This is a genomic window from Aedoeadaptatus acetigenes (assembly GCF_025566985.1).
Lineage (GTDB): Bacteria > Bacillota > Clostridia > Tissierellales > Peptoniphilaceae > Aedoeadaptatus > Aedoeadaptatus acetigenes.
Genome location: NZ_JAOQJD010000008.1, coordinates 79,088 through 97,731 on the forward strand (window position 1 = coordinate 79,088; position 18,644 = coordinate 97,731).

Consider the following 18,644-nt stretch of genomic DNA (forward strand, 5'->3'; position numbering starts at 1 on the left):
ACCTGAGATGCTTTACTCTTCGCTCACGGCCTTTTTGTTGTAGCCGATGTAATTCGCCAGAAACAAAATTCCCGCCATGGCCAAAGCCGTCCCGAGGCCCGTATAGAAAAAGGCAATGAAGCTCTCGGGCATCAGGTTCATCACCCGAATGGCAATGCCGAAGGTCATCATAAAGGCCATAATCAGGAAGGATTTTTTATCGAAGAAATTCCACGGCCGCTTGTACTCCTCTTCATAGCCGTGAATGCGGATCACGTGCTTTCCCACCAAGGGATGGAAGACTTTCGTCCAAAACAGGAAAAACACCAAGGCGGTGAGGCCGACATTGAGCACGCTAAAGGCATTTGTATAGGCCTGAAGGCCTATTTTTAATACATTGCCGCCGGCGAGGGACCAAATCAGCCCGGCCAGCAAAAATAAAGTTCTCTTTTTTACCACATTCTCATCTCCTCATGGGAAGCGCCACAGGCACTTTATTCGAATCGCCGATAGATAAGTGACACATTGTCACTTCCACTATACCCTTTTCACATTGAAAATCATGGCTGTTCGAAAAATTTTTTACGCAAAAAAGACGCCCCCGAATCGGAAGCGTCTTTCTGAATTTTCGCTTATTCTTCTCGGCGGGATTTTCGGCCATTACATGGCGTCGAAGAGATCCGCCATTTCCAACACGCTCATGGCGGTGTCGTAGCCCTTGTTGCCGCTCTTGGTGCCGGCACGTTCTACGGCTTGTTCGATGTTTTCCGTGGTGACGATGCCGAAGCCCACGGGAATATTCGTATCCAGCGATACCTTGGCGATGCCCTTGGACACTTCGTTGCAGACGTAGTCGTAGTGGGTGGTGGCTCCGCGGATCACGGCGCCGAGGCAAATGACGCCGTCGTACTTGCCGGATTGGGCCAGCTTTTGTGCCGCCACGGGAATTTCAAAAGCTCCGGGCACGCGCACCAGGCTTAGGTCCTCGTCCTTCACGCCGTGACGGTACAAGCAGTCCAAGGCGCCGTCTAAAAGTTTCGACGTAATAAAATCATTGAAACGGCTGACGACAATGGCGAAGGATTTTCCCTCACCTCTTAACATTCCTTCCATAATTTTCATCGGTTGGCCTCCTTGCTTTGTTTTTCCACGTGTCCGTGGCAATCGCAGCCGAATTCGTGTAAATAGTGGTTCAGCTTTTTGGCTTTGGTTTCCAAATAGAAGTGGTCGTTTTCGTGGGATTGAATTTCAATGGGTACGCGTTCTACAATTTCCATGCCGTATTGTTCCAGGTGATACACCTTGTCGGGATTATTGGTTAAAAGACGCATTTTTGTCACGCCGAGATCTTTCAAAATTTGCGCGCCGATGTAATATTCCCGGGCATCCTCCGGGAAGCCTAAAGCCACATTGGCTTCCACCGTGTCCATGCCCTCATCTTGAAGGGCGTAGGCTTTTAATTTATTCAAAAGACCGATGCCCCGGCCTTCTTGACGCATGTAAAGGACGATGCCATTGCCTTCTTCCTCCACTTGCATCATGGCACGTTGCAATTGATCGCCGCAGTCGCAGCGCAGGGAGCCGAAGGCGTCGCCGGTTAAGCATTCGGAGTGGACGCGGGTTAAGATGGCGTCCTCTTTTGTAATGTCGCCTTTGATCAGGGCCACGTGGTGTTCGCCGTTTAAGGTGTTGCGATAGCCTACGGCTTTAAAATGGCCGTACTTCGTGGGCATGTCCGCTTCCGCTACCCGTTCGATAAGGCAATCGTGGGTCTTTCTGTATTCTTTTAATAGCTCGATATTAATGAGGGGGACGTTTAATTCCTTTGCCAGTTCGCAGATGCGGTCCCGCTGCATCATTTCTCCGTTATCTTCCATGATTTCACAGCAAAGACCCACCTCCGTTAAACCGGCGAGGCGCAATAAATCCACGGTGCCTTCCGTGTGCCCTTCACGCTCCAATACCCCGCCGGGCTTGGCGATAAGAGGAAACATGTGGCCCGGGCGGCGGAAGTCTTCGGCTTTCGAATTGGGATCGGCGGTTTTTCTGGCGGTGAATGCCCGTTCCACAGCACTGATCCCCGTGGTGGTGTCCACGTGGTCGATGGTGACGGTAAAAGCCGTTTCGTGATTGTCCCTGTTTTTGGAGACCATGGGCTTTAAGTGCAGGCGATCCGCTTCTTTTTGGCTCATGGGCATACAGATCAGGCCTTTGGCGTAGGTAGCCATGGCATTTAATTGCTCCGTGGTACAGGTTTCGGCGGCGACGATCATGTCCCCTTCGTTTTCACGGTCTTCCGCATCCACGGCAATGATCATCTTGCCTGCTTTCAGCGCGTCGATTGCTTCTTCAATTGTGTTCCACATAATTTCCTCCTAAAATCCATGCTTTCTTAAAAAATTCATATCAAGGGCAGAAGCTTCTTCCGCCACTTCACTTTGTCTCAATAAATACTTGCCCACGATGTCGAATTCCACGGTGATGGGATCTGAGGGCTTCAGCTCACCTAAATTGGTGGAGCGCAAGGTCTCCGGAATCAGGGAGACGGAAAAATCGTTCCGCCCCGCCCGGGCGATGGTTAGGCTGACGCCGTTTAGGGCCACCGAGCCCTGGGCCACGAAATAAGGCGCCCAGTCCGGCTTCACGGCGATGTGAAGGAGATAGCCCCCTTCGTGTGGCTCGATGCCCTTCACCTCTCCCACCGTGTCCACGTGACCCTGGACGATGTGTCCGCCCATGCGGCTCGCGGGAAGAAGGGCCCGCTCCAGATTCACGGCACTTCCCGGCCGCAAGCGGTCCAGAGCGGATTTTTTCGCCGTCACCGTCATCATGTCCGCCGTAAAGGTGCCCTCCGCCATGGAGGTTACCGTGAGGCAGACGCCGTTGGTGGCGATGGAATCGCCGATCTTCGTGTCCTCAAGCACCGTCTGCGCCTTGACCCGCAGGACGATCCTCTCGCCCCGCTTTTCAAGAGCAGCCACGGTGCCCACTTCCTCTACGATTCCCGTAAACATCCTCTGACCCCTCCTACAAACAGGTCCGGCCCCAGCATCTTCACCTCGTCAAAGGCGAAGTCCCGCCGCTCACTTAAGGACGCGATGGCGCGGCCCGCGACGGCATCTTTTCCGCCGCCGAACAAGGTCGGGGCTAGGTAGAGGGCGAATTCATCCACTAAATCTTCGTCGATGAGGCTGCCGTGGAGGCGTCCGCCCCCTTCCACCAAAATGCGGCCCATGTCCTTGGCGTATAGGTCCTTTAACACGGCCCGAAGATCCAGCTTGCCCTTCTTCTCTTTCACGACTTCCACGACGACGCCCCGTTCTTTTAGGGCCTTCATCTTGGCCTCCTCCATGTGCACCGTGTAGACGATGGTGGGCTGAGTGCCGTCGTAGACATTGGCCTCGAGATTCACGGCGCCGCGGCGGTCCAAAATAATCCGCGTGGGATCCTCTCCTTCGCCGCTGCGATTGCTGAGGCGGGGATTGTCCTTGATCACCGTGTTGGTGCCCACGAGAATTCCGTCCACTGCACCGCGAAGCTTATGACCGTCCTTCCGCGCCGCCTCCGATGTGATCCATTGGCTTTCGCCTGTATCCGTGGCAATCTTGCCGTCCAATGTAGTGGCGAATTTACAAATCACATAGGGCGTCTGCGTCAAAATGCTCGTGAAAAAGGCCCGGTTCAGGGATTGGCATGCCTCCTCAAGGACGCCTACATCCACCTGAATCCCCGCCGCTTCCAAAGCGGCGACGCCGCGACCGGCGACCTTTGGATTGGGATCCAAGGTGCCTACCACTACCCGGGCGATCCCCGCCCGCTCGATGGCCACGACACAGGGCGGCGTCTTTCCGTAGTGGAAGCAAGGCTCCAAGGTCACATACATGGTGCCGCCCTTCGGCGATTCCTCCACCTGCTTCAGGCAATCCACCTCGGCATGGTCCAGGCCGAAACCGTGATGGTAGCCCTCGGCGATGACTCGCCCGTCCTTTACCAAGACGGCGCCTACCATGGGATTGGTCTTGGTCTTGCCCAAGCCCTTTTTCGCAAGAGTCAATGCCCGATTCATATACTGCTCATCCATAAAGCCTCCTGCATTAAAAAAACCGAAGCGCAATGCTTCGGAGTGACAATCAAATGAAAGACAACAAAAGTTGCCTTCGCTTCTTCTTTCATCCGGACTATACCGTCGGTATCGGAATTGCACCGATTCAATCATACGACTCGTGGACTTTACCACCGGTGAGGAATTGCACCTCGCCCCGAAGAATATATGAAGTTCAGGAAATGTTTTCCTTTCATTATGATACCACTTATAGCTTACCCTGTAAAGAGATTTTGTCGCCACACGGTTAAAATTTTATCCCCCACTCGGTACAATAAATAAAACGAGAAATTTTGTAATAAAGAACACCTTCCCGCGTATATACAAGTGAAAGGACAAGGAGGTGAAGCCAATGGATAAAACCACCGACATGCCGACGGTCATGGACGATACCGTCACATTTGAAGCGGTCTACGATCGCTACTTCGAGCCCGTCTTTCGTTTCGTCACCTACCGCACCGGCAATCGAGAAGTGGCCAAGGATCTCACGGCGGATATTTTTCTTAAGATCTACAGGAAATTTTCCGCCTACGATCCGAAAAAAGGCAGCTTCGAGGTGTGGCTCTATACCATCGCCGGCAATCATGTGAAAGACTACTACCGCAGAAAGAATCGCTTTCAGTGGTTGCCTATCACTGCAGCAAAAGACATGGCGGAGGAAGATCCCACGACCGAAGAACAAATGGAAAACAAAGAAGAAATCGCCTATTTGCGCTGTGCCGTGAAAAAACTGAAGCCCCGGGATCAGTTGTTGGTCAGCTACAAATTCGGTGCGGAGCTTTCCAATCAGACCATCGCCGCACTCATGGACACGAATCCCAATCACGTGGGCGTCATGATCCACCGCCTGCTGAATCAATTGCGAAAAGAAATGGAGGCCTATTATGAATAAAAATAAAAACCCCCAGGTTGACGTAAGCCAAAATTTAAAAAATCTCTACGCTACCGATGAAAAAGACAAGCAGGAGGTCTACGCAAAAATGAAAAATAAACAAAAGAAACAATATAAAAAGCCCGCCATCGCCGCGGCCTGCGCCCTTTTAATCGCCACCCTCCCCTTTACGAGCTTCGGCGGCGGCATCGTGAACACGGTGAAACAAGCTGTAAGCCCCTCGGGCCGCATCGTCGTTAACGAAGACGAGCCGGCCGTGGCCATCCCCTTCCCCGACGAATTAAAGGGAAAGGTCTTCGACAAAGAGGGAAATGAAATCACCGACCTCGAAGTCCTGAAAAATGCAGAGCACGTCTACTCCAAAGACGGCCGGGAAATCGTGGGAAGCAATTACGACGAAGCCACCCGCACCGGCGAAGTCACCTTTGAGTACGCCGACGAAGTGAAAAAAGATACGGGCGACAAGGCCCCGGTGGATGTTATCGCCAAAAAATTAAACTTCAATCCCCTGGTCTTCTCGGAGAAATACAACTACGTGGAATCGGAAATCTTCGCCGATCCGGGGACACTTTCCGATTACGTCGCCTTCACCTATGAAAAAGACGGCAAGACCATCTACCTTAACGAGCGAATCTCGTCTCCTGAAACCGCCTATGAAACCGGCGGCGAAGGCAAAATCTACGAAGTCAATGTGGACGGCGTAAAGGTCATCATTCAAGGCCGTGATGCCGACTTCGAACGAGACGGCCTCCTCGTCTCCATCTCCGCCGAAGGCGCGGACAAAGACGATCTTATCGCCATGGTAAAAGACTTGCATTTGTTAAAATAACTTCGCCCAAGCCGCCGGAAAAACCGGCGGTTTTTTTGCGCAACAAAAAAACACCGCTCTCGGCGGTGTTTGTCTGTATGTGCTTAACGTTTGGAGAATTGGGGAGATTTACGGGCTTTCTTCAAGCCGTATTTCTTTCTTTCCTTCATTCTCGGGTCGCGGGTCAAGAAACCTGCTTTTTTAAGAACGGGACGGAAATCGGGATTGGCTTCTTGCAGTGCGCGTGCAAGACCCATGCGGATGGCACCGGCTTGTCCGGTGTAGCCGCCGCCGTTGACCTTGACGAGGACGTCGTATTGGCCTTCGGTTTCCGTAATGGTTAAGGGCTCTTTTGCCACGGTACGTAAGGTTTCGTAACCGAAGAAGTCGTCGAGTTCTCTGCCGTTGACGAGGAATTTGCCGCTACCGGAGAGGAGTCTGACTTGGGCTACGGACGTTTTTCTTCTACCTGTTGCTCTAATTTGATCTGCCATGTAATTCACCCTTCCTTACACTTCGTAGACTTCCGGTTTTTGCGCTTCGTGGGGATGGTCCGGACCGGCGTAAACTTTTAATTTACCGAACATGGACCGACCCAAACGGCTCTTGGGAAGCATGCCCTTGACCGCGTATTCGATGACGCGTTCCGGGTGCTTTTCGCGAATTTCTTTGTAAACAACTTCGCGACGTCCGCCCGGGTAACCGGTGTGGGATGCGTGAATCTTGTTGTCCCATTTGGTTCCGGTTAATTTTACCTTATCGGCGTTAATGACGATAACGTAATCGCCGGTGTCCACGTGGGGGGTGTAAATGGGCTTGTGCTTGCCGCGTAAAAGCGTTGCGACTTCGGTAGCCAAGCGGCCGAGGACTTTATCTTCGGCATCGATGACGTACCATTTTCTATCTACTTCATTGGCTTTCGCCATGGTTGTCTTCATGGATGACCTCCTGCTATATCAAAAGGGATAATGTTCAAAAGTTTCCGGGGCTTTAAAACACTAGCAATTAGTATAGAGCAAACCGCAGTATCTGTCAAGTGTTTTTCGCTGATTTGTGCCCTTTTCTCCCATGGCGAAGTTTTTTACTTCGGGCTATAATAAAGATACGAACAAGAAAGGACGTGACTTATGACAAACCACAACGGGCATCTTCCCCGCTTTAAATATTTTTCCTACGACTGCGACCACCACGTAAAAAAAGACTACTCCATCGTCCACGACCCGCGGCCGCTGCCTCTCTCCGAGGCCATCACCCGGGCCCTGGAGTATCTCTTGTGGTACGTGCCCAATATTAATTCCTTTCAGTCCCCTTCCAATGTGTTGATTACCGAGCCCCTTTACGAGGATTTCAGCTTCGGCTTGGTCTCCGAGGCCCTTCACCTGAATGCCGAGGACATTTTGTTTTTGGATTACATTGACGACGACATCGTCGACTACTACATGGAAGCCATTTGCACCAACTGCCAGAAGGTGATCCTCACCACCGGGGAGCACGAGACCAAAATTTCCGCCTTGGTGCGCCACATGCGAAACGCCATCGCCCACGGCTATTTTACCGTGGTGGAAGACCGCATGATCGCCTTTGACGTGAAGCATTTTCCGAAAAAAGACGACTCCTACGGCTGCACCGCCGTCTTGAAATTGGATCCCCTTCATCTGGTCAGCGCCTTAAAGCTTTTGGAAGAGGAAATGACCCACGAGCGCTTGGCGGCCATGGCCTTTTCCCGCTGCGGCTACGAGATTTTGGAAAACGACTACGACAATCCCGAGCTTCCCTACGATTTTACCATGGAAAAAGACGGCCTCGTCTACGCCGTGGAAATTAAGCGCATCGCCATCGAAGGCGTGGCCCATGCGGAACATTTGGACAGTATCCTCGCCCACTTCCCGAAAGAGGTAAAGGAAAAGAAGGTGCTTCTCATGGATTCCGCCGTCTTGGATTCCGAAGCGAAAAAGGCCCTTCGCGAAAACAAAATTCTGCTCCTTGACCGAGACAATCTAAAATCCCTCATGTCCGGCGACGATATTTTAAGCCGCATTCAACGGAAGATGCGCTAATTTTCTTTCCTCGACCCCCTTCGGTCGATTCGCACCAGGCTCAGCACCGTAAAGAGCAGGCTGCTCCGATGGCTGTAGCCCGTGTATTTCGGCTCCCAATAGGCGGCGTATTTCATTTTGAAGCTGCGCAGCCCTTCAAAGGAGTAAAGGCTGCTGCCGAATTTATACACGAAGTAGGCCAGTTTTTCCTGCAAAAAGCTGTGTTCGTTGATGCCTACATTAGCCAGAGGTGCCATGCCCAGGTCGAAGGCGATTTTGCCTTGGTCTTTAAAGTAAGCGAAAAGATTCAGGAAGATAAAGTCCATGGTGCCCGCCGGGGCTTCTTGGGGATCGTAGCGCATGAGGTCGATGGTGGCCCAACCCTCTTTGTAAACGGGCATGAGATTGGCGAAGGCGATCATCTCCCCTGCCCCGTCTTTTACCACGGCCATGGGCGCCCGGTTCAGGTATGCTTCGTCGAAGTAGCCCATGGAAAAGCCCCGCTCGCCCCTGCCTTCCAACCATTTGTCGGAAATGGCTTTTAAATCGGCGAGAAAAGACGCGTCGTAGGGCGGCTCGAGGACCTCAAAGTGCATGTCTTCCTTGGCGAATTTGTTGAGCACATTGCGAAAGGCCTTTTTGCTCTTTCCCTCTAAAGTAAAATCCTCCAGATCCACCACGGCGGTTTCGCCGAATTTCATAAAGTGGAAGCCGTAGTCGTGGAGCTTCATAATCAGCTCTTTCGATACCTCGTAAAAGACCGTCTCATAACCCATTTCGTCCGCGTCCCGAATAAATTCTTTTACGCAGTCATCTACATACTCGGGATTGCCCATGGGCTCGCCCATGACGATGACCCGGTCTTGGGCGGTTTTCATTTGAAGGGCACACATGTCCTCTCCCTCCACCTGATACCAATAGAGGTCCTTGTCCCCCAAGTACACGAGGCCCGCGTCCATACCGCCGCCGTAGGCCTTCAGAAGGGCTTCGACGCGCGCCATGTCCGGTGCCTCGCCCACGGTTTTGCCTTCGCCCCGCACGTGGCGGTAGATGGCCAAGAGCACCCCGGCGATAATGGGAAGCATCAGGCTGATGCGCAACCAGTTTTCTTCAAAGGGCAGGACGATAAATTCCCGGGCCTTCAACAAGAACCCCATGCCCTTGGCCTTGCTTGCGATGGAAAGCAGGTACATCGTAATAAAGAAAAGGGCGATTCCCAAGTCCGTAAACAGGCTTTCTTTTCGGTAGATGAATTGTTTGCGGTACAGATCCCGCCGGGAGGCGACGGTGAGGGTCGTGAGGAGGATCAGATACAGATAGGTGATGAGCCCGAAGCCCGTCATGACGGCGTAGACGAAGGTGAGGGCCAAGAAGAGCAAGGTGGGCCCCATGGCTTTTTCCTGCCGCTCCACGTGAATTCGCCCGAGGAAGATAAAGACCAGGCCCAAAAGGATGCTCGGCGATTGGTAGAGAATGTTGGCGTGAATGGGATTGAGTTTCGCCAAAAGCTTGATGGTGTTTACTTTGTCGGGAATCGTGGCGGACAAAATCATAAAGATTCCGAAGATATACATCATCAAGGAACAAAGGTCGTGGCCGATGGACTTGGCGAACTCCGCCGGCACGCCGTCGTTTTCTTCGTTGAAGCTGCGGCCGAAGTGTTTGATGAAAAAGTACAGGCCGATAAAAAAGGGCACCACGTAGTAAAAGAGGCGATACAAGAGCAGCCAGGCCAGGGCGTTTTCGTAGCCGATGCCCAAATTCCCGAGCCCCACCAAGGTCATGAGATCGAAGGAGCCCAGGCCGCCGGGCATTAAGGACACCATGCCGATAAGGTTCGTGGCCACCACCACGGTAAAAACTTCCGCCGGGTGAAAGGACTGGCCCATGGCCCGCCCGATGAGCATGAAAGTACCGATGGCGCTAAGCCATTCCAAAACCGAGGTTAAGAGCAGTTCCCTTTGCGCCCACTGAGGCACTCGTTTCTTGTCTTCTTTTTTGCGATTGGAAAAGAGGATCACCGCCGGGGAGTAAATCAAGCCGCCGACGAGCCAGGGGGCGTAGATCGCCGCCGTGGAATCCCGATTGAAATACAGGTACACGAGGCCGAAGAGGCTCAGGGCGGAAATGCCGATTAAGTAGTAAAAGTACGTTTCCAACACGACTTTCACCATTTCCACCTTGTCCTGCTTCCTGCCGTAGAAATAATGGCGCAGGCCCATATTAATCAAGCCGCCGAAGCCGATCAGGTTGTTCATGGTGTTGACGGTGTAGCTGGTTTCGTAAATGGTTCGCTTGTCCAGGTCGTTTTCCAGGAGGCGATTAAAGATCACATCGTAGTTCAACATGGGCAGCACGGCGAGTATGCCCGCGATGAGCATGAGCGTGACGTTCAAAAATGGAATGCCGCCCAAGGTGGCCACCACTTGGTCGTAGGAAATTTCCTTGGATAAGCTCTTAAATTCCACGACGACGAGAATAAATACGCTCAGCACAAACAGGGGCTCCCCGTATTTCTTTAGGGTTTCGATGATTTTTTTCATGACGCTCCTTTTAAAAAGTTTATGACGATTTCATTAAATGCCTTCGCATTGGTCCTGGCCAGGCGATGGCCGTGATTGGGCACCTCCACGTAGCGGCAATGGGGAATCAGCGAGGCGATGTATTTGGAATGGGCCGTCTCCACCACATCCCGAGCGCCGACGATGACCATGGCCGGGCAATTCAAATGGCGGAGTGCGCCTTCGGGAATGTCCGAATCCTTTACGAGGAGCTTGGCCTTGAGGCGAATGTCCTCAAATTTATCGGAAATTTTGCTCAAGGCGGCGCCGAGGCCGTACTGCAGATAGGACGTGATGCGCCCGAAGAATTTCGTGCCGCTGAAATACAGATTCCCCGAATTTAATACGAGTTTGTTTACGGTTTCTGGGTAAAGTGCGGCGAAGGCCATGGCCAGATTGGCCCCGTCGGAAAAGCCCACGATGGATGTTTTTTCGATCCCCAAGGCGTCCAGGGCTTCTTTCGTATCTTTTGCCATAAGGCGAAAGTTTAATGCCTCACCGCCATTGGTGCTCCTGCCGTGGGCGCGACTGTCGAAAAAGATCAATTGAAAATACGGTTCAAAGGTAGGGACTTGGTACTTAAAAAAGCGACTGCTGCCGCCGTTTCCGTGTAAAAATAAGACCGGCTCTCCGGCGCCCATGCGCCGATAATAAATGTCCGTGCCGTCGGTCATGGTGAAATACCCGCTGTCTTTCATATTGCGCCTCGATTCATGTATTTACGAAAAACACGCGTCTTCACCTTTATTATAGTCGGCTCAATAAAAAAGAAAAGGCATCTTTCTGAAAGAGAAAAATGCCTTTTCTTAGAATTTTAAATCGGTTTGACACCGCTTTTTATTTGCTGAAGTCCTTTAAGGAATCGTCGATCAGGACGTTTTCCAAGGGCGTTTGATATTCAGAATCCTTCATGTAGTTGCCCAATGCCTTGCGCACGCGGGTGGTGGAAGCGATGGTGCCCATCCCTGCGATGCAGCCACCTTCGCAGGCCATGCCTTCCAAGAGGTAGCCGTCTTTCTTGCCGGCCTTGGCCATTTGAAGCATGCGGATGCATTCCTTAAGGGAGTTGGCGCCTTCGATCTTAATGTGGCGTTCGGGATCGATCTTTTCGGCCACTTCCTTTACCGCTGCGGCGACGCCGCCGGCCATAGCATAGCCCTTGGCGGAGGAGGAGGATTCTTCCTCTTCGTCCACTGCTTCGATTTCAGAGGGTTCGATGTCTCTTGCAACGAACATGCCCATGAGCTCTTCGAAGGTAATGACGAAGTCCACATAGTCTTTGACTTCACCGGTAATGGCTTCCACTTTTTTCGACGTACAGGGACCGACGAAGCAAACCAGCGCGTCGGGATCCTTTCGCTTAATGTGTTCCGCCGTGTAGCGCATGGGGCTGCCGGAGTCGGAGACGTATTCTTTCAGTTCGGGGAACTTGTATTCGATGAGAAGCGTCCAGGAGTGGCAGCAGCTGGTACCCATGAAGGGAATTTCGTTGGGTACGCGCTCCAAGTATTCCTTGGCTTCGTGGAGGGTGGTGTAGTCTGCACCGAGGCCGACTTCCACCATGTCTTCAAAGCCCAGTGCCTTTACTGCGGCGCGGACTTGCTCCGGCGAGGTATCGGCACCGAATTGGCCGATGTAGCTCGGCGCGGGAATGGCATAGATGCGCTTGTTCTTTTCCTTTAGGGCCTTGACCAATTGATAGATCATGGTCTTGTCGCCGATGGCGCCCCAAGGACATTGTACGACGCAGCGGCCGCAGCCCACACATTTGTCGTGGTTAATGATTGCGCGATCCTTGTCGTCGCTTTCGATGGCACCTACGCCGCAAACCGATGCACAGGGGCGATCATATTCGACGATGGCGTTGTAGGGGCAGGTACGCTTACAGCGTCCGCACTTCACGCATTTCGATTGGTCGATGACGGCGCCGTATTGGCCGATGGACACGGCGTTTACCGGGCACACATTGGTACAGGGATGGGCCATGCACTTGCGGCAGTTATTGGTTACGGTAAAGGCGCGGGTGGGGCAGGATTCGCAGGCGAATTTAATGACGTCGACTAAGGGCGTCTTAAAGATGCTCGTGGAGACGTCCACGTCGTCGAAGCCTTCGGTTACCTTTATGTACTCGTCGTAATCACGCAAGTTCATACCCATAGCCAGGCGCGTCATTTCTTCGACGATGGCGCGCTTTCTGAAGAGCTCTTCTCTGTCGTCGGGAGACGTACCGGGATAGAGACGGTGACCGATGGATTCCAATTCTTGCAGTGGCGTGTCCGCATAGGCCATCTTTGCGATTTCAGAGAATACGCGACGGCGAAGACTTACGATACTTGCATAACTTTCTTTCATTTTTTTACCTCCTCATATTCTGAATTATTCGATCCGTTTTATTGTATTCCGGCGCGTTCTAAGATAACGCCCGAAATCTCGTGGGGTTTTACCGAAGTGAAAACCTCGTCGTCGATTTCAACGACCGGCGTATACTTTTCGCCCTTTTCTTTGCATACGTTCATGCAGTTGACGTGGACGATATCCAGGCCGCCGTCTTTAAAATAGCGTTGTTGAAGATCCTCCAAGGCGTCGAGAACGGCACTTGCGCCCATCATGGTGCAGCGGGCGCCGACACAAACTTTTACTCTCATACTCTCTCCTTCTGAATTTACCTACTGCGGATTCTTGCTGACAATGGAACGAAAGGCCGCATTTCTGTCCAAAGCTTCGTACACGGGCAAGCTGATCAGGGTGCAGATGATCACTTCGCTGGCCGCAACCGATAGGCTCATGGTCAAAAATCCGACGAGTCCGCCGCCGAAAGCAAGAACCAACTCGAAACCAATAATCCAGGAGAATAGGGCGGGCATGAGGCTTGCCACCCACTTCTTGTGGAGCTTACACATAAAATACAAGCTGATCGCCGTGTGAAAGGTGCCGAAGAATAAATCATATAGGCCGAGGGGCGAGCTTATATTCGAAAGGAAGACGCCGAGGACGATGCCCGGCGCGAAGGCGGGGTTGTAAAAGGCCAAAAGGTTCATAATTTCCGACACGCGGAATTGAACGGGGCCGTAGGAAATAGGGGCAAAAACCACGGTAAGAGCGTAGTAAACCGCCGCCAATACGGCTGTAGTCGCGATCCAATGGGTCGTGAGTTTACGCTTCATAATTTTCCCCCTCCTCTTTCATTTTGTTGCTGTGGGCCAGGCGAGAGGCCGCTGCTGCTGCGATGGCCGCCACCATGTCGTCGCTGAAAGTGGTGACTTCATCGCCTTTTCGTTTATCTAATTCATCAATAATGCCGATTTTGTTTTTATCTAAAAAGCCGAAATTCGTGAGGCCGATGGAGCCGTAAATATTGACAATGGAAAGGCTCAGCACCTCGTCGATGCCGTAGAGGCCTTCGTCCTTGGCAATAATGGATTGGATGGGCTCTTCAAAGCGCCCTTGTTCCACGGCTTTGTCGATGGCCAGAGCCGTTAAGACGGCGTGAATGGTTTCTCTCTTTCGAAGCACGGCCAGGACGTGCTCTTCGCACAAATCCATGGTGACGGGCACGTAGTCCTTTTGCAGCTCGTAAACGATGGCCGCAATGTCGGAAATTTCTATGCCTTTATCTTTTAACGCCTCGATGGTGGTTTCATACAGGCGTTTCATATCGTAATTATACATGTTGTCCTCTTTCTATTTCTCCCGACGTCTGCTGTCACGCCGATGCCGATAGGTAACGGGGCCTCGCGCCGCCACAAGTAGGGCGAGGCACTGGGGAATCACCGCCGATGCCGCGTAAACCGCCGTGGTTTGCTTAATCCTGAGAAGGCTCACCACGGCCATTTGGGGCAGCATGGTGATGTCGGCGGGAAAGCGCCACAGGGAACGGAAGGCGCCGCGCACAAAGCCTTCGGCACCGCCGCCGAAGTAGGCCATGGCGAGGCAGATGCCCCAAATCACAGCCGGCAGGACCAGGATCAAAATGCCGTCGGTCAGTCCCTTGACATTCATAAATCGGCCGACGATGAGATAGACCAAAGCCGTGAGCACCGCCGGAATCAGCCGGAGAAAAAAGTGGCTGTAAACGGCACTTTCCAGTGTAGGCGATAAGTGCAGATAGATCAACACCACGGCGTAAATCAATATCAAAAACAATTGAGCCAGTGAGAAAATGAGCAAATTATTGCGCATTCGTCGCCCCCTGACTGTCCAGCATAGATTTCAGGCCGTCGGTGAAAGCCGTGGAGCCGTCTTCGAAAATCCAATAGGCCTCCACGCCGTCCAAGCTTTCGATGAGGGCGCGGCCCTTTTCATAGGGCAGGCAGAAGGCCGTAGTGGAAAGAAAATCCGCCAGGCCGCTGTCTTTGGTCACGATGGTGACGGAGCGGAAATGATCCGCCGGCATGAGTGTGTCCGGGTCGATTAAGTGGTGGTAATGCTTCCCGTTCACGATGTAGTAGCGTTGGTAGTCGCCGCTGGTCACCACGGAGGTGTCGTTGGTGTAGATAATGTCTTTCATGTTATCTTCCGACGCGCTGTCACCTGTGATGGCTTCCGGATTTTGCAGGCCGATGCCGAAGCTGTTGCGCTCCGCCTCCGGCGCGGATCCGATGATTTTTACATTGCCGCCGGCACTGATCAGGGCGGTTTCAAGGCCCGATGCCCGCAGCTCTTCGCCGATCAGCTCCGTGGCATAGCCTTTGGCCACGGCGCCCACGTCGATTTTCAGCTCGGGATCTTTAATTTCTACGGAATGATCCGCGTCGTTTAAGACGATGTCGTCGATATTCGTATGTTTATTGGCCGCCTGAAGCTCCTCCATGGTGGGGATCTTCGCGTCGGGCAGGCCTTTTTTCAAGGCCTCGTCGTCGGCGGAGCGTTCCGATTCCGGCACCACCTCGTAGGCGTCCCGGTAGCTTTGCCATATGGATGTGACGGCGCCGAAAGCGATATTCGTCTCGCCGTATTTTTCGTACTGCTCCTTCGAGAAGCGAAGCAGATCGTACAATTCCTCGTCCACGACGACCTTGCCCTTGCCGGCCTGATCGTTCACGGACTTCACATTGACGATGCCGTCGTAATTCTTAAAGCTGCTGTACAGATGGTCCAGCTCCTGATAGCGCTTGTGAATGGTTTCAAAATACGCGTTGGCCTCTTCTTCGCTCGAAGCATAGACAATGGCGCTCACCACCGTATCGAAGGTATCGTAAAAGGTGGTTTGGTAGCGGGAAATTTCCCCCGCCTCACTTGCCTGCACCTCATTCTTATTGCTCGGCTCGTTTTGTGCCGTATTCTTTTGTCCGCACCCGGTCATAAGGACCAGGGCCGCCATCCACAGGGCCAGTAATTTTTTCATGTTTTCCTTCTCTCAGCGCCCGATTGGGCGAAAACATAGAAAAAGAACGGGGTTGCCGTCCTTTAAATTCGAAATAGACGATGAAACCCCCATTTATTCGATGTGTTGCGATCGAATGGAATAGGCGTTCCCTATCTATTTTATAAGATTGCGCCTTTTTTGACAAGCCTTTTTGATAAAATACATTCCATGGATGGTTTGTCATTTTTTGCCGCTTTTTTTGCTGATTCTAAACAGCCTCGCCCTATACATGCTATAATTTTCTTATCAAAGCACAAGGTGGTTCTCCATGGACTTTTTAAGTGAACGATTAAATATTTTTCAGGGCGTGGACCGAGAAATCGTCCATGCGCTGACGAATAAATTGATCAAAGTGAATACCGAAGCCAATTCCCTTCTGTTCCGAGAAGGCGACATCTTGAATTCGATTTATTTGGTCGATAGCGGCCAGTATTCCCTCTATAAACTAGCTTCCTCCGGAGACCACCGCGTCATCTTTACCTTGGGTCCCGGCGAAATCATCAATTACCCCGAACCACACCCCGGGCCGATTTCTGTTTCATGCAATGTGATCCGCGCAGGAATCGTCTATAAATTGGAGCAAAAGGCATTGTCTCATGCCATGGTAAAGGACCCGATCCTCGCATTAAATATCATCGATCTCTACAATTTACGCATGCGCCGGCTGTATCGTCAGCTGAAAAATTCATCGGGCTTCGTGCGCCTGGACAAGCGCATCGCCGCCAAGCTTTGGAAGCTTTCGAAGGATTACCCTGCACCCCATCCCGAAGGGGTGGCCATCGACATGAAAATTACCATGACGTTTCTCGCGGAACTGATCGGCGCCAGCCGCGAAAGCGTCTCGAGAAGTATAAAGCCTTTGCTCGAGAGCGGGCTCGTCATCTACGACAAAGCGCGTTTTGTCATTCCCGATCGCAAACGCCTGGAACATTACTTTAAAAGTGGCGACTAATTTCATTTAACGTGATATTTCTCACAGAATAAATAATAACATCCTTTTACGATAATAAGTAGAATGGATGTTATTATTTTTTGTCAATGGAATTGTTTTTAGCAATTCGGCACAGGAAGGAGTCAATATGGGATACAAATTCAGTCTGCCTTCTTTAAATGCGCTACTGAAGGATTTATCGGAAGACTATTTGATCTTCGCCCCGAAGCGCTTTGAAGGTGAGGCCCCCTATTCGGATCTCGACAGTATTCGCTACGGAGAAATCGAATCCATTGAAGAGGCGGAGCTCGATGCAAAAAGCTATTACTCGATGAAGGAAGTCTTCTACCCGATCAGCGAGACCTTGTTTTATTTTACGGAAAACACCGTTACCGAGTCGGAACCCCGCATAAAAAAAGATGCTCTGGTGTTTTTACGTTCATGCGACTTACATAGCGTCAAGCGCCTGGACGCCATTTATCTTGAAAACAAGTTCGCCGATCCCTATTACAAGCGACTTCGCGAAAAGATGAAATTTGTCTTAATCGGATGCCCCACTGCCTACGACAATTGTTTCTGCGTGGATATGGAAACCAACAAGAGCGACAATTATGCGGCGTCCATTGATCGCGGCGGCGATTTCTTTTACATGGACGTGCGGGACGATGATCTCGACGAGATTTTTGAACGCCACAGTGAGGAAAATCTCCCGGTGGAGCCTCGCTACGTTACCGAAACGCCGACCCGCGTCAAATTAAGCGACGCCATTGATCCCCACAAAGTGCTCACAAGCCCCTTCTGGGACCAATACGACAAGCGCTGCATCGCCTGCGGCCGCTGCAATTTCGTCTGCCCCACCTGCACCTGCTTTACCATGCAAGATCTCTTCTATCAAGACAACGGGCGCGCCGGCGAACGGCGCCGCGTGCACGCTTCTTGCATGGTCGACGGCTTTACCGATGTGGCCGGCGGAGGAAAATACCGCGACAAACACGGCCAACGCATGCGCTTTAAAACATTGCATAAGGTCTATGATTTTAAAAAGCGATTCGGCTACCACATGTGCACCGGCTGCGGCCGCTGCGACGACGTGTGTCCGGAATACATTTCATTTTCCACCATGGTGACGGAGGTCGCCTCTATGACCAGGGACAAGGAGGAAGAGAATGCGTAACGAATACCTGCCCTTCCCTACAAAAATTGTAGAAATCATCGAGCATACACCGCTGGAACACACCTTCCGCGTCGAATACACAGGCGACGTGCGTCCGGGCCAATTTTTCGAAGTTTCGATTCCCAAGGTCGGCGAAGCGCCGATTTCCGTTTCGGGCATCGACGAAAATACCATCGACCTCACGATCCGCAAAGTGGGCAAGGTCACCGACGAAATCTTCGATCTCCTCCACAGCGACCGCTTATTTATGCGCGGACCTTACGGCAACGGATTCGACGTGGAGATTTACAAAGGCAAGGAGCTTCTCGTCGTCGCCGGAGGCACCGGGCTCAGTCCCGTGCGCGGCGTGGTGGATTATTTCGCCGGTCATCCGGAGGAATGCAAGCACATCTCCCTCGTCGCCGGGTTTAAATCGCCTGCCGATGTGTTGTTTTTGGCCGATCAAGCCCGTTGGCGCGAAACCGTCAATCTGATTCTCACCGTCGATGCCCTGGACTGCGATCCCGGCGACATGACCTGTGAGATCGGCCTGGTAACGGAGCACTTGCCCAATTTAAAAATCGACAATTACCAAGAGGCTGTGGCCATCGTCGTCGGCCCGCCGATGATGATGCACTTCACCTGTTTGCAACTGCTCGAGCTCGGCTTTAAAGAAGAAAATATCTGGATCAGCCAAGAGCGAAAGATGTGTTGCGGCCTTGGAAAATGCGGTCACTGCAAAATCAATGAAAGTTACGTCTGCACCGATGGCCCGGTTTATAATTACACCGTGGGCCGCCATATGTTCGATTAAGGA

21 protein-coding genes and 1 riboswitch are annotated in these 18,644 nt (G+C 52.1%); of the genes, 6 read left to right on the forward strand and 15 right to left on the reverse strand.

Annotation, left to right across the window (positions count from 1 at the left end; genetic code table 11):
- Nucleotides 1-12: 12 nt before the first annotated feature.
- From OCV31_RS05730 to ribD, 5 genes are all read right to left on the reverse strand, one after another.
- Nucleotides 13-438, reverse strand: coding sequence for a hypothetical protein (locus OCV31_RS05730; protein ID WP_148473354.1), 426 nt, complete (start codon nt 436-438; stop codon nt 13-15).
- 201 nt (nt 439-639) lie between these two features.
- Nucleotides 640-1,101 carry a 6,7-dimethyl-8-ribityllumazine synthase gene (ribH, locus tag OCV31_RS05735; RefSeq protein ID WP_148473356.1) on the reverse strand — a complete coding sequence of 154 codons (462 nt, stop codon included), beginning with the start codon at nt 1,099-1,101 and terminating at the stop codon, nt 640-642.
- Nucleotides 1,098-2,345, reverse strand: coding sequence for a bifunctional 3,4-dihydroxy-2-butanone-4-phosphate synthase/GTP cyclohydrolase II (locus tag OCV31_RS05740; protein WP_077074285.1), 1,248 nt, complete (start codon nt 2,343-2,345; stop codon nt 1,098-1,100). Before OCV31_RS05740 ends, ribH begins: the two co-directional genes overlap by 4 nt.
- Before the next feature lie 9 nt (nt 2,346-2,354).
- On the reverse strand, nt 2,355-2,993 hold the full coding sequence (locus OCV31_RS05745) for a riboflavin synthase (RefSeq protein ID WP_148473358.1): 639 nt from the start codon (nt 2,991-2,993) through the stop codon (nt 2,355-2,357).
- Nucleotides 2,975-4,060, reverse strand: coding sequence for a bifunctional diaminohydroxyphosphoribosylaminopyrimidine deaminase/5-amino-6-(5-phosphoribosylamino)uracil reductase RibD (gene ribD, locus OCV31_RS05750; protein WP_148473360.1), 1,086 nt, complete (start codon nt 4,058-4,060; stop codon nt 2,975-2,977). Before ribD ends, OCV31_RS05745 begins: the two co-directional genes overlap by 19 nt.
- 76 nt (nt 4,061-4,136) lie before the next feature.
- Nucleotides 4,137-4,250, reverse strand: a riboswitch (FMN riboswitch).
- Nucleotides 4,251-4,433: 183 nt separating this feature from the next.
- On the opposite strand from ribD, the gene OCV31_RS05755 reads away from it, so the two are divergent.
- Nucleotides 4,434-4,973, forward strand: a complete 540-nt coding sequence (locus OCV31_RS05755) for an RNA polymerase sigma factor (protein ID WP_148473362.1) — start codon at nt 4,434-4,436, stop codon at nt 4,971-4,973.
- The gene (locus OCV31_RS05760) at nt 4,966-5,802 is read left to right on the forward strand and encodes a hypothetical protein (protein ID WP_148473364.1); all 837 of its coding nucleotides are present in this window, start codon (nt 4,966-4,968) and stop codon (nt 5,800-5,802) included. Before OCV31_RS05755 ends, OCV31_RS05760 begins: the two co-directional genes overlap by 8 nt.
- Nucleotides 5,803-5,885: 83 nt before the next feature.
- On the opposite strand, the gene rpsI is transcribed toward OCV31_RS05760, so the two are convergent.
- Together rpsI and rplM are read right to left on the reverse strand one after the other, a co-directional pair.
- Nucleotides 5,886-6,275 (reverse strand): 30S ribosomal protein S9, encoded by a 390-nt coding sequence (gene rpsI / locus OCV31_RS05765; RefSeq protein WP_108830603.1) that lies wholly within the window; start codon nt 6,273-6,275, stop codon nt 5,886-5,888.
- A gap of 15 nt (nt 6,276-6,290) precedes the next feature.
- Nucleotides 6,291-6,719, reverse strand: a complete 429-nt coding sequence (gene rplM / locus OCV31_RS05770; RefSeq protein WP_148473366.1) for a 50S ribosomal protein L13 — start codon at nt 6,717-6,719, stop codon at nt 6,291-6,293.
- Nucleotides 6,720-6,908: 189 nt separating this feature from the next.
- Between rplM and OCV31_RS05775 the strand changes: the two genes are divergently transcribed.
- Nucleotides 6,909-7,838, forward strand: coding sequence for a restriction endonuclease (locus OCV31_RS05775; RefSeq protein WP_148473368.1), 930 nt, complete (start codon nt 6,909-6,911; stop codon nt 7,836-7,838).
- On the opposite strand, the gene mprF is transcribed toward OCV31_RS05775, so the two are convergent.
- The 8 genes from mprF to OCV31_RS05815 all read right to left on the reverse strand — a co-directional run bounded on the left by mprF (nt 7,835) and on the right by OCV31_RS05815 (nt 15,722).
- The gene (gene mprF, locus OCV31_RS05780; RefSeq protein ID WP_148473370.1) at nt 7,835-10,360 is read right to left on the reverse strand and encodes a bifunctional lysylphosphatidylglycerol flippase/synthetase MprF; all 2,526 of its coding nucleotides are present in this window, start codon (nt 10,358-10,360) and stop codon (nt 7,835-7,837) included. The genes OCV31_RS05775 and mprF overlap by 4 nt on opposite strands.
- Complete coding sequence (locus OCV31_RS05785) at nt 10,357-11,076, reverse strand: alpha/beta fold hydrolase (RefSeq protein ID WP_148473372.1); 720 nt, start codon at nt 11,074-11,076, stop codon at nt 10,357-10,359. Before OCV31_RS05785 ends, mprF begins: the two co-directional genes overlap by 4 nt.
- A 139-nt stretch (nt 11,077-11,215) precedes the next feature.
- Nucleotides 11,216-12,730, reverse strand: a complete 1,515-nt coding sequence (locus OCV31_RS05790; RefSeq protein ID WP_148473374.1) for a 4Fe-4S dicluster domain-containing protein — start codon at nt 12,728-12,730, stop codon at nt 11,216-11,218.
- 38 nt (nt 12,731-12,768) lie between these two features.
- On the reverse strand, nt 12,769-13,023 hold the full coding sequence (locus tag OCV31_RS05795) for a (2Fe-2S) ferredoxin domain-containing protein (protein ID WP_148473376.1): 255 nt from the start codon (nt 13,021-13,023) through the stop codon (nt 12,769-12,771).
- 21 nt (nt 13,024-13,044) lie between these two features.
- Nucleotides 13,045-13,542 (reverse strand): QueT transporter family protein, encoded by a 498-nt coding sequence (locus tag OCV31_RS05800; protein ID WP_108830595.1) that lies wholly within the window; start codon nt 13,540-13,542, stop codon nt 13,045-13,047.
- Nucleotides 13,532-14,047: a phosphatidylglycerophosphatase A family protein gene (locus OCV31_RS05805; protein WP_148473378.1), complete on the reverse strand. Its 516-nt coding sequence runs from the start codon at nt 14,045-14,047 to the stop codon at nt 13,532-13,534. The genes OCV31_RS05800 and OCV31_RS05805 overlap by 11 nt, the downstream gene beginning before the upstream one ends.
- A 12-nt stretch (nt 14,048-14,059) precedes the next feature.
- Nucleotides 14,060-14,557 (reverse strand): hypothetical protein, encoded by a 498-nt coding sequence (locus tag OCV31_RS05810; protein WP_148473380.1) that lies wholly within the window; start codon nt 14,555-14,557, stop codon nt 14,060-14,062.
- Entirely contained in the window at nt 14,547-15,722 is a 1,176-nt protein-coding gene (locus OCV31_RS05815) for an FAD:protein FMN transferase (RefSeq protein WP_148473382.1), read from the reverse strand. The genes OCV31_RS05810 and OCV31_RS05815 overlap by 11 nt, the downstream gene beginning before the upstream one ends.
- 289 nt (nt 15,723-16,011) lie before the next feature.
- Here OCV31_RS05815 and OCV31_RS05820 point away from each other — a divergent pair, with 289 nt between their 5' ends.
- The 3 genes from OCV31_RS05820 to asrB all read left to right on the forward strand — a co-directional run bounded on the left by OCV31_RS05820 (nt 16,012) and on the right by asrB (nt 18,641).
- The gene (locus OCV31_RS05820; RefSeq protein ID WP_148473384.1) at nt 16,012-16,695 is read left to right on the forward strand and encodes a Crp/Fnr family transcriptional regulator; all 684 of its coding nucleotides are present in this window, start codon (nt 16,012-16,014) and stop codon (nt 16,693-16,695) included.
- Nucleotides 16,696-16,822: 127 nt separating this feature from the next.
- On the forward strand, nt 16,823-17,848 hold the full coding sequence (asrA, locus tag OCV31_RS05825) for an anaerobic sulfite reductase subunit AsrA (RefSeq protein WP_148473386.1): 1,026 nt from the start codon (nt 16,823-16,825) through the stop codon (nt 17,846-17,848).
- Nucleotides 17,841-18,641: an anaerobic sulfite reductase subunit AsrB gene (gene asrB, locus OCV31_RS05830; protein ID WP_148473389.1), complete on the forward strand. Its 801-nt coding sequence runs from the start codon at nt 17,841-17,843 to the stop codon at nt 18,639-18,641. The genes asrA and asrB overlap by 8 nt, the downstream gene beginning before the upstream one ends.
- Nucleotides 18,642-18,644 lie beyond the last annotated feature (3 nt).

What these genes read in the sequence shown, in the direction of transcription:
- ribH (WP_148473356.1), bottom strand. Translation starts at nt 1,101, where the DNA reads ATGAAAATTATGGAAGGAATGTTAAGAGGTGAGGGAAAATCCTTCGCC.
- OCV31_RS05740 (WP_077074285.1), bottom strand. Translation starts at nt 2,345, where the DNA reads ATGTGGAACACAATTGAAGAAGCAATCGACGCGCTGAAAGCAGGCAAG.
- OCV31_RS05745 (WP_148473358.1), bottom strand. Translation starts at nt 2,993, where the DNA reads ATGTTTACGGGAATCGTAGAGGAAGTGGGCACCGTGGCTGCTCTTGAA.
- ribD (WP_148473360.1), bottom strand. Translation starts at nt 4,060, where the DNA reads ATGGATGAGCAGTATATGAATCGGGCATTGACTCTTGCGAAAAAGGGC.
- OCV31_RS05755 (WP_148473362.1), top strand. Translation starts at nt 4,434, where the DNA reads ATGGATAAAACCACCGACATGCCGACGGTCATGGACGATACCGTCACA.
- OCV31_RS05760 (WP_148473364.1), top strand. Translation starts at nt 4,966, where the DNA reads ATGAATAAAAATAAAAACCCCCAGGTTGACGTAAGCCAAAATTTAAAA.
- rpsI (WP_108830603.1), bottom strand. Translation starts at nt 6,275, where the DNA reads ATGGCAGATCAAATTAGAGCAACAGGTAGAAGAAAAACGTCCGTAGCC.
- rplM (WP_148473366.1), bottom strand. Translation starts at nt 6,719, where the DNA reads ATGAAGACAACCATGGCGAAAGCCAATGAAGTAGATAGAAAATGGTAC.
- OCV31_RS05775 (WP_148473368.1), top strand. Translation starts at nt 6,909, where the DNA reads ATGACAAACCACAACGGGCATCTTCCCCGCTTTAAATATTTTTCCTAC.
- mprF (WP_148473370.1), bottom strand. Translation starts at nt 10,360, where the DNA reads ATGAAAAAAATCATCGAAACCCTAAAGAAATACGGGGAGCCCCTGTTT.
- OCV31_RS05785 (WP_148473372.1), bottom strand. Translation starts at nt 11,076, where the DNA reads ATGAAAGACAGCGGGTATTTCACCATGACCGACGGCACGGACATTTAT.
- OCV31_RS05790 (WP_148473374.1), bottom strand. Translation starts at nt 12,730, where the DNA reads ATGAAAGAAAGTTATGCAAGTATCGTAAGTCTTCGCCGTCGCGTATTC.
- OCV31_RS05795 (WP_148473376.1), bottom strand. Translation starts at nt 13,023, where the DNA reads ATGAGAGTAAAAGTTTGTGTCGGCGCCCGCTGCACCATGATGGGCGCA.
- OCV31_RS05800 (WP_108830595.1), bottom strand. Translation starts at nt 13,542, where the DNA reads ATGAAGCGTAAACTCACGACCCATTGGATCGCGACTACAGCCGTATTG.
- OCV31_RS05805 (WP_148473378.1), bottom strand. Translation starts at nt 14,047, where the DNA reads ATGTATAATTACGATATGAAACGCCTGTATGAAACCACCATCGAGGCG.
- OCV31_RS05810 (WP_148473380.1), bottom strand. Translation starts at nt 14,557, where the DNA reads ATGCGCAATAATTTGCTCATTTTCTCACTGGCTCAATTGTTTTTGATA.
- OCV31_RS05815 (WP_148473382.1), bottom strand. Translation starts at nt 15,722, where the DNA reads ATGAAAAAATTACTGGCCCTGTGGATGGCGGCCCTGGTCCTTATGACC.
- OCV31_RS05820 (WP_148473384.1), top strand. Translation starts at nt 16,012, where the DNA reads ATGGACTTTTTAAGTGAACGATTAAATATTTTTCAGGGCGTGGACCGA.
- asrA (WP_148473386.1), top strand. Translation starts at nt 16,823, where the DNA reads ATGGGATACAAATTCAGTCTGCCTTCTTTAAATGCGCTACTGAAGGAT.
- asrB (WP_148473389.1), top strand. Translation starts at nt 17,841, where the DNA reads ATGCGTAACGAATACCTGCCCTTCCCTACAAAAATTGTAGAAATCATC.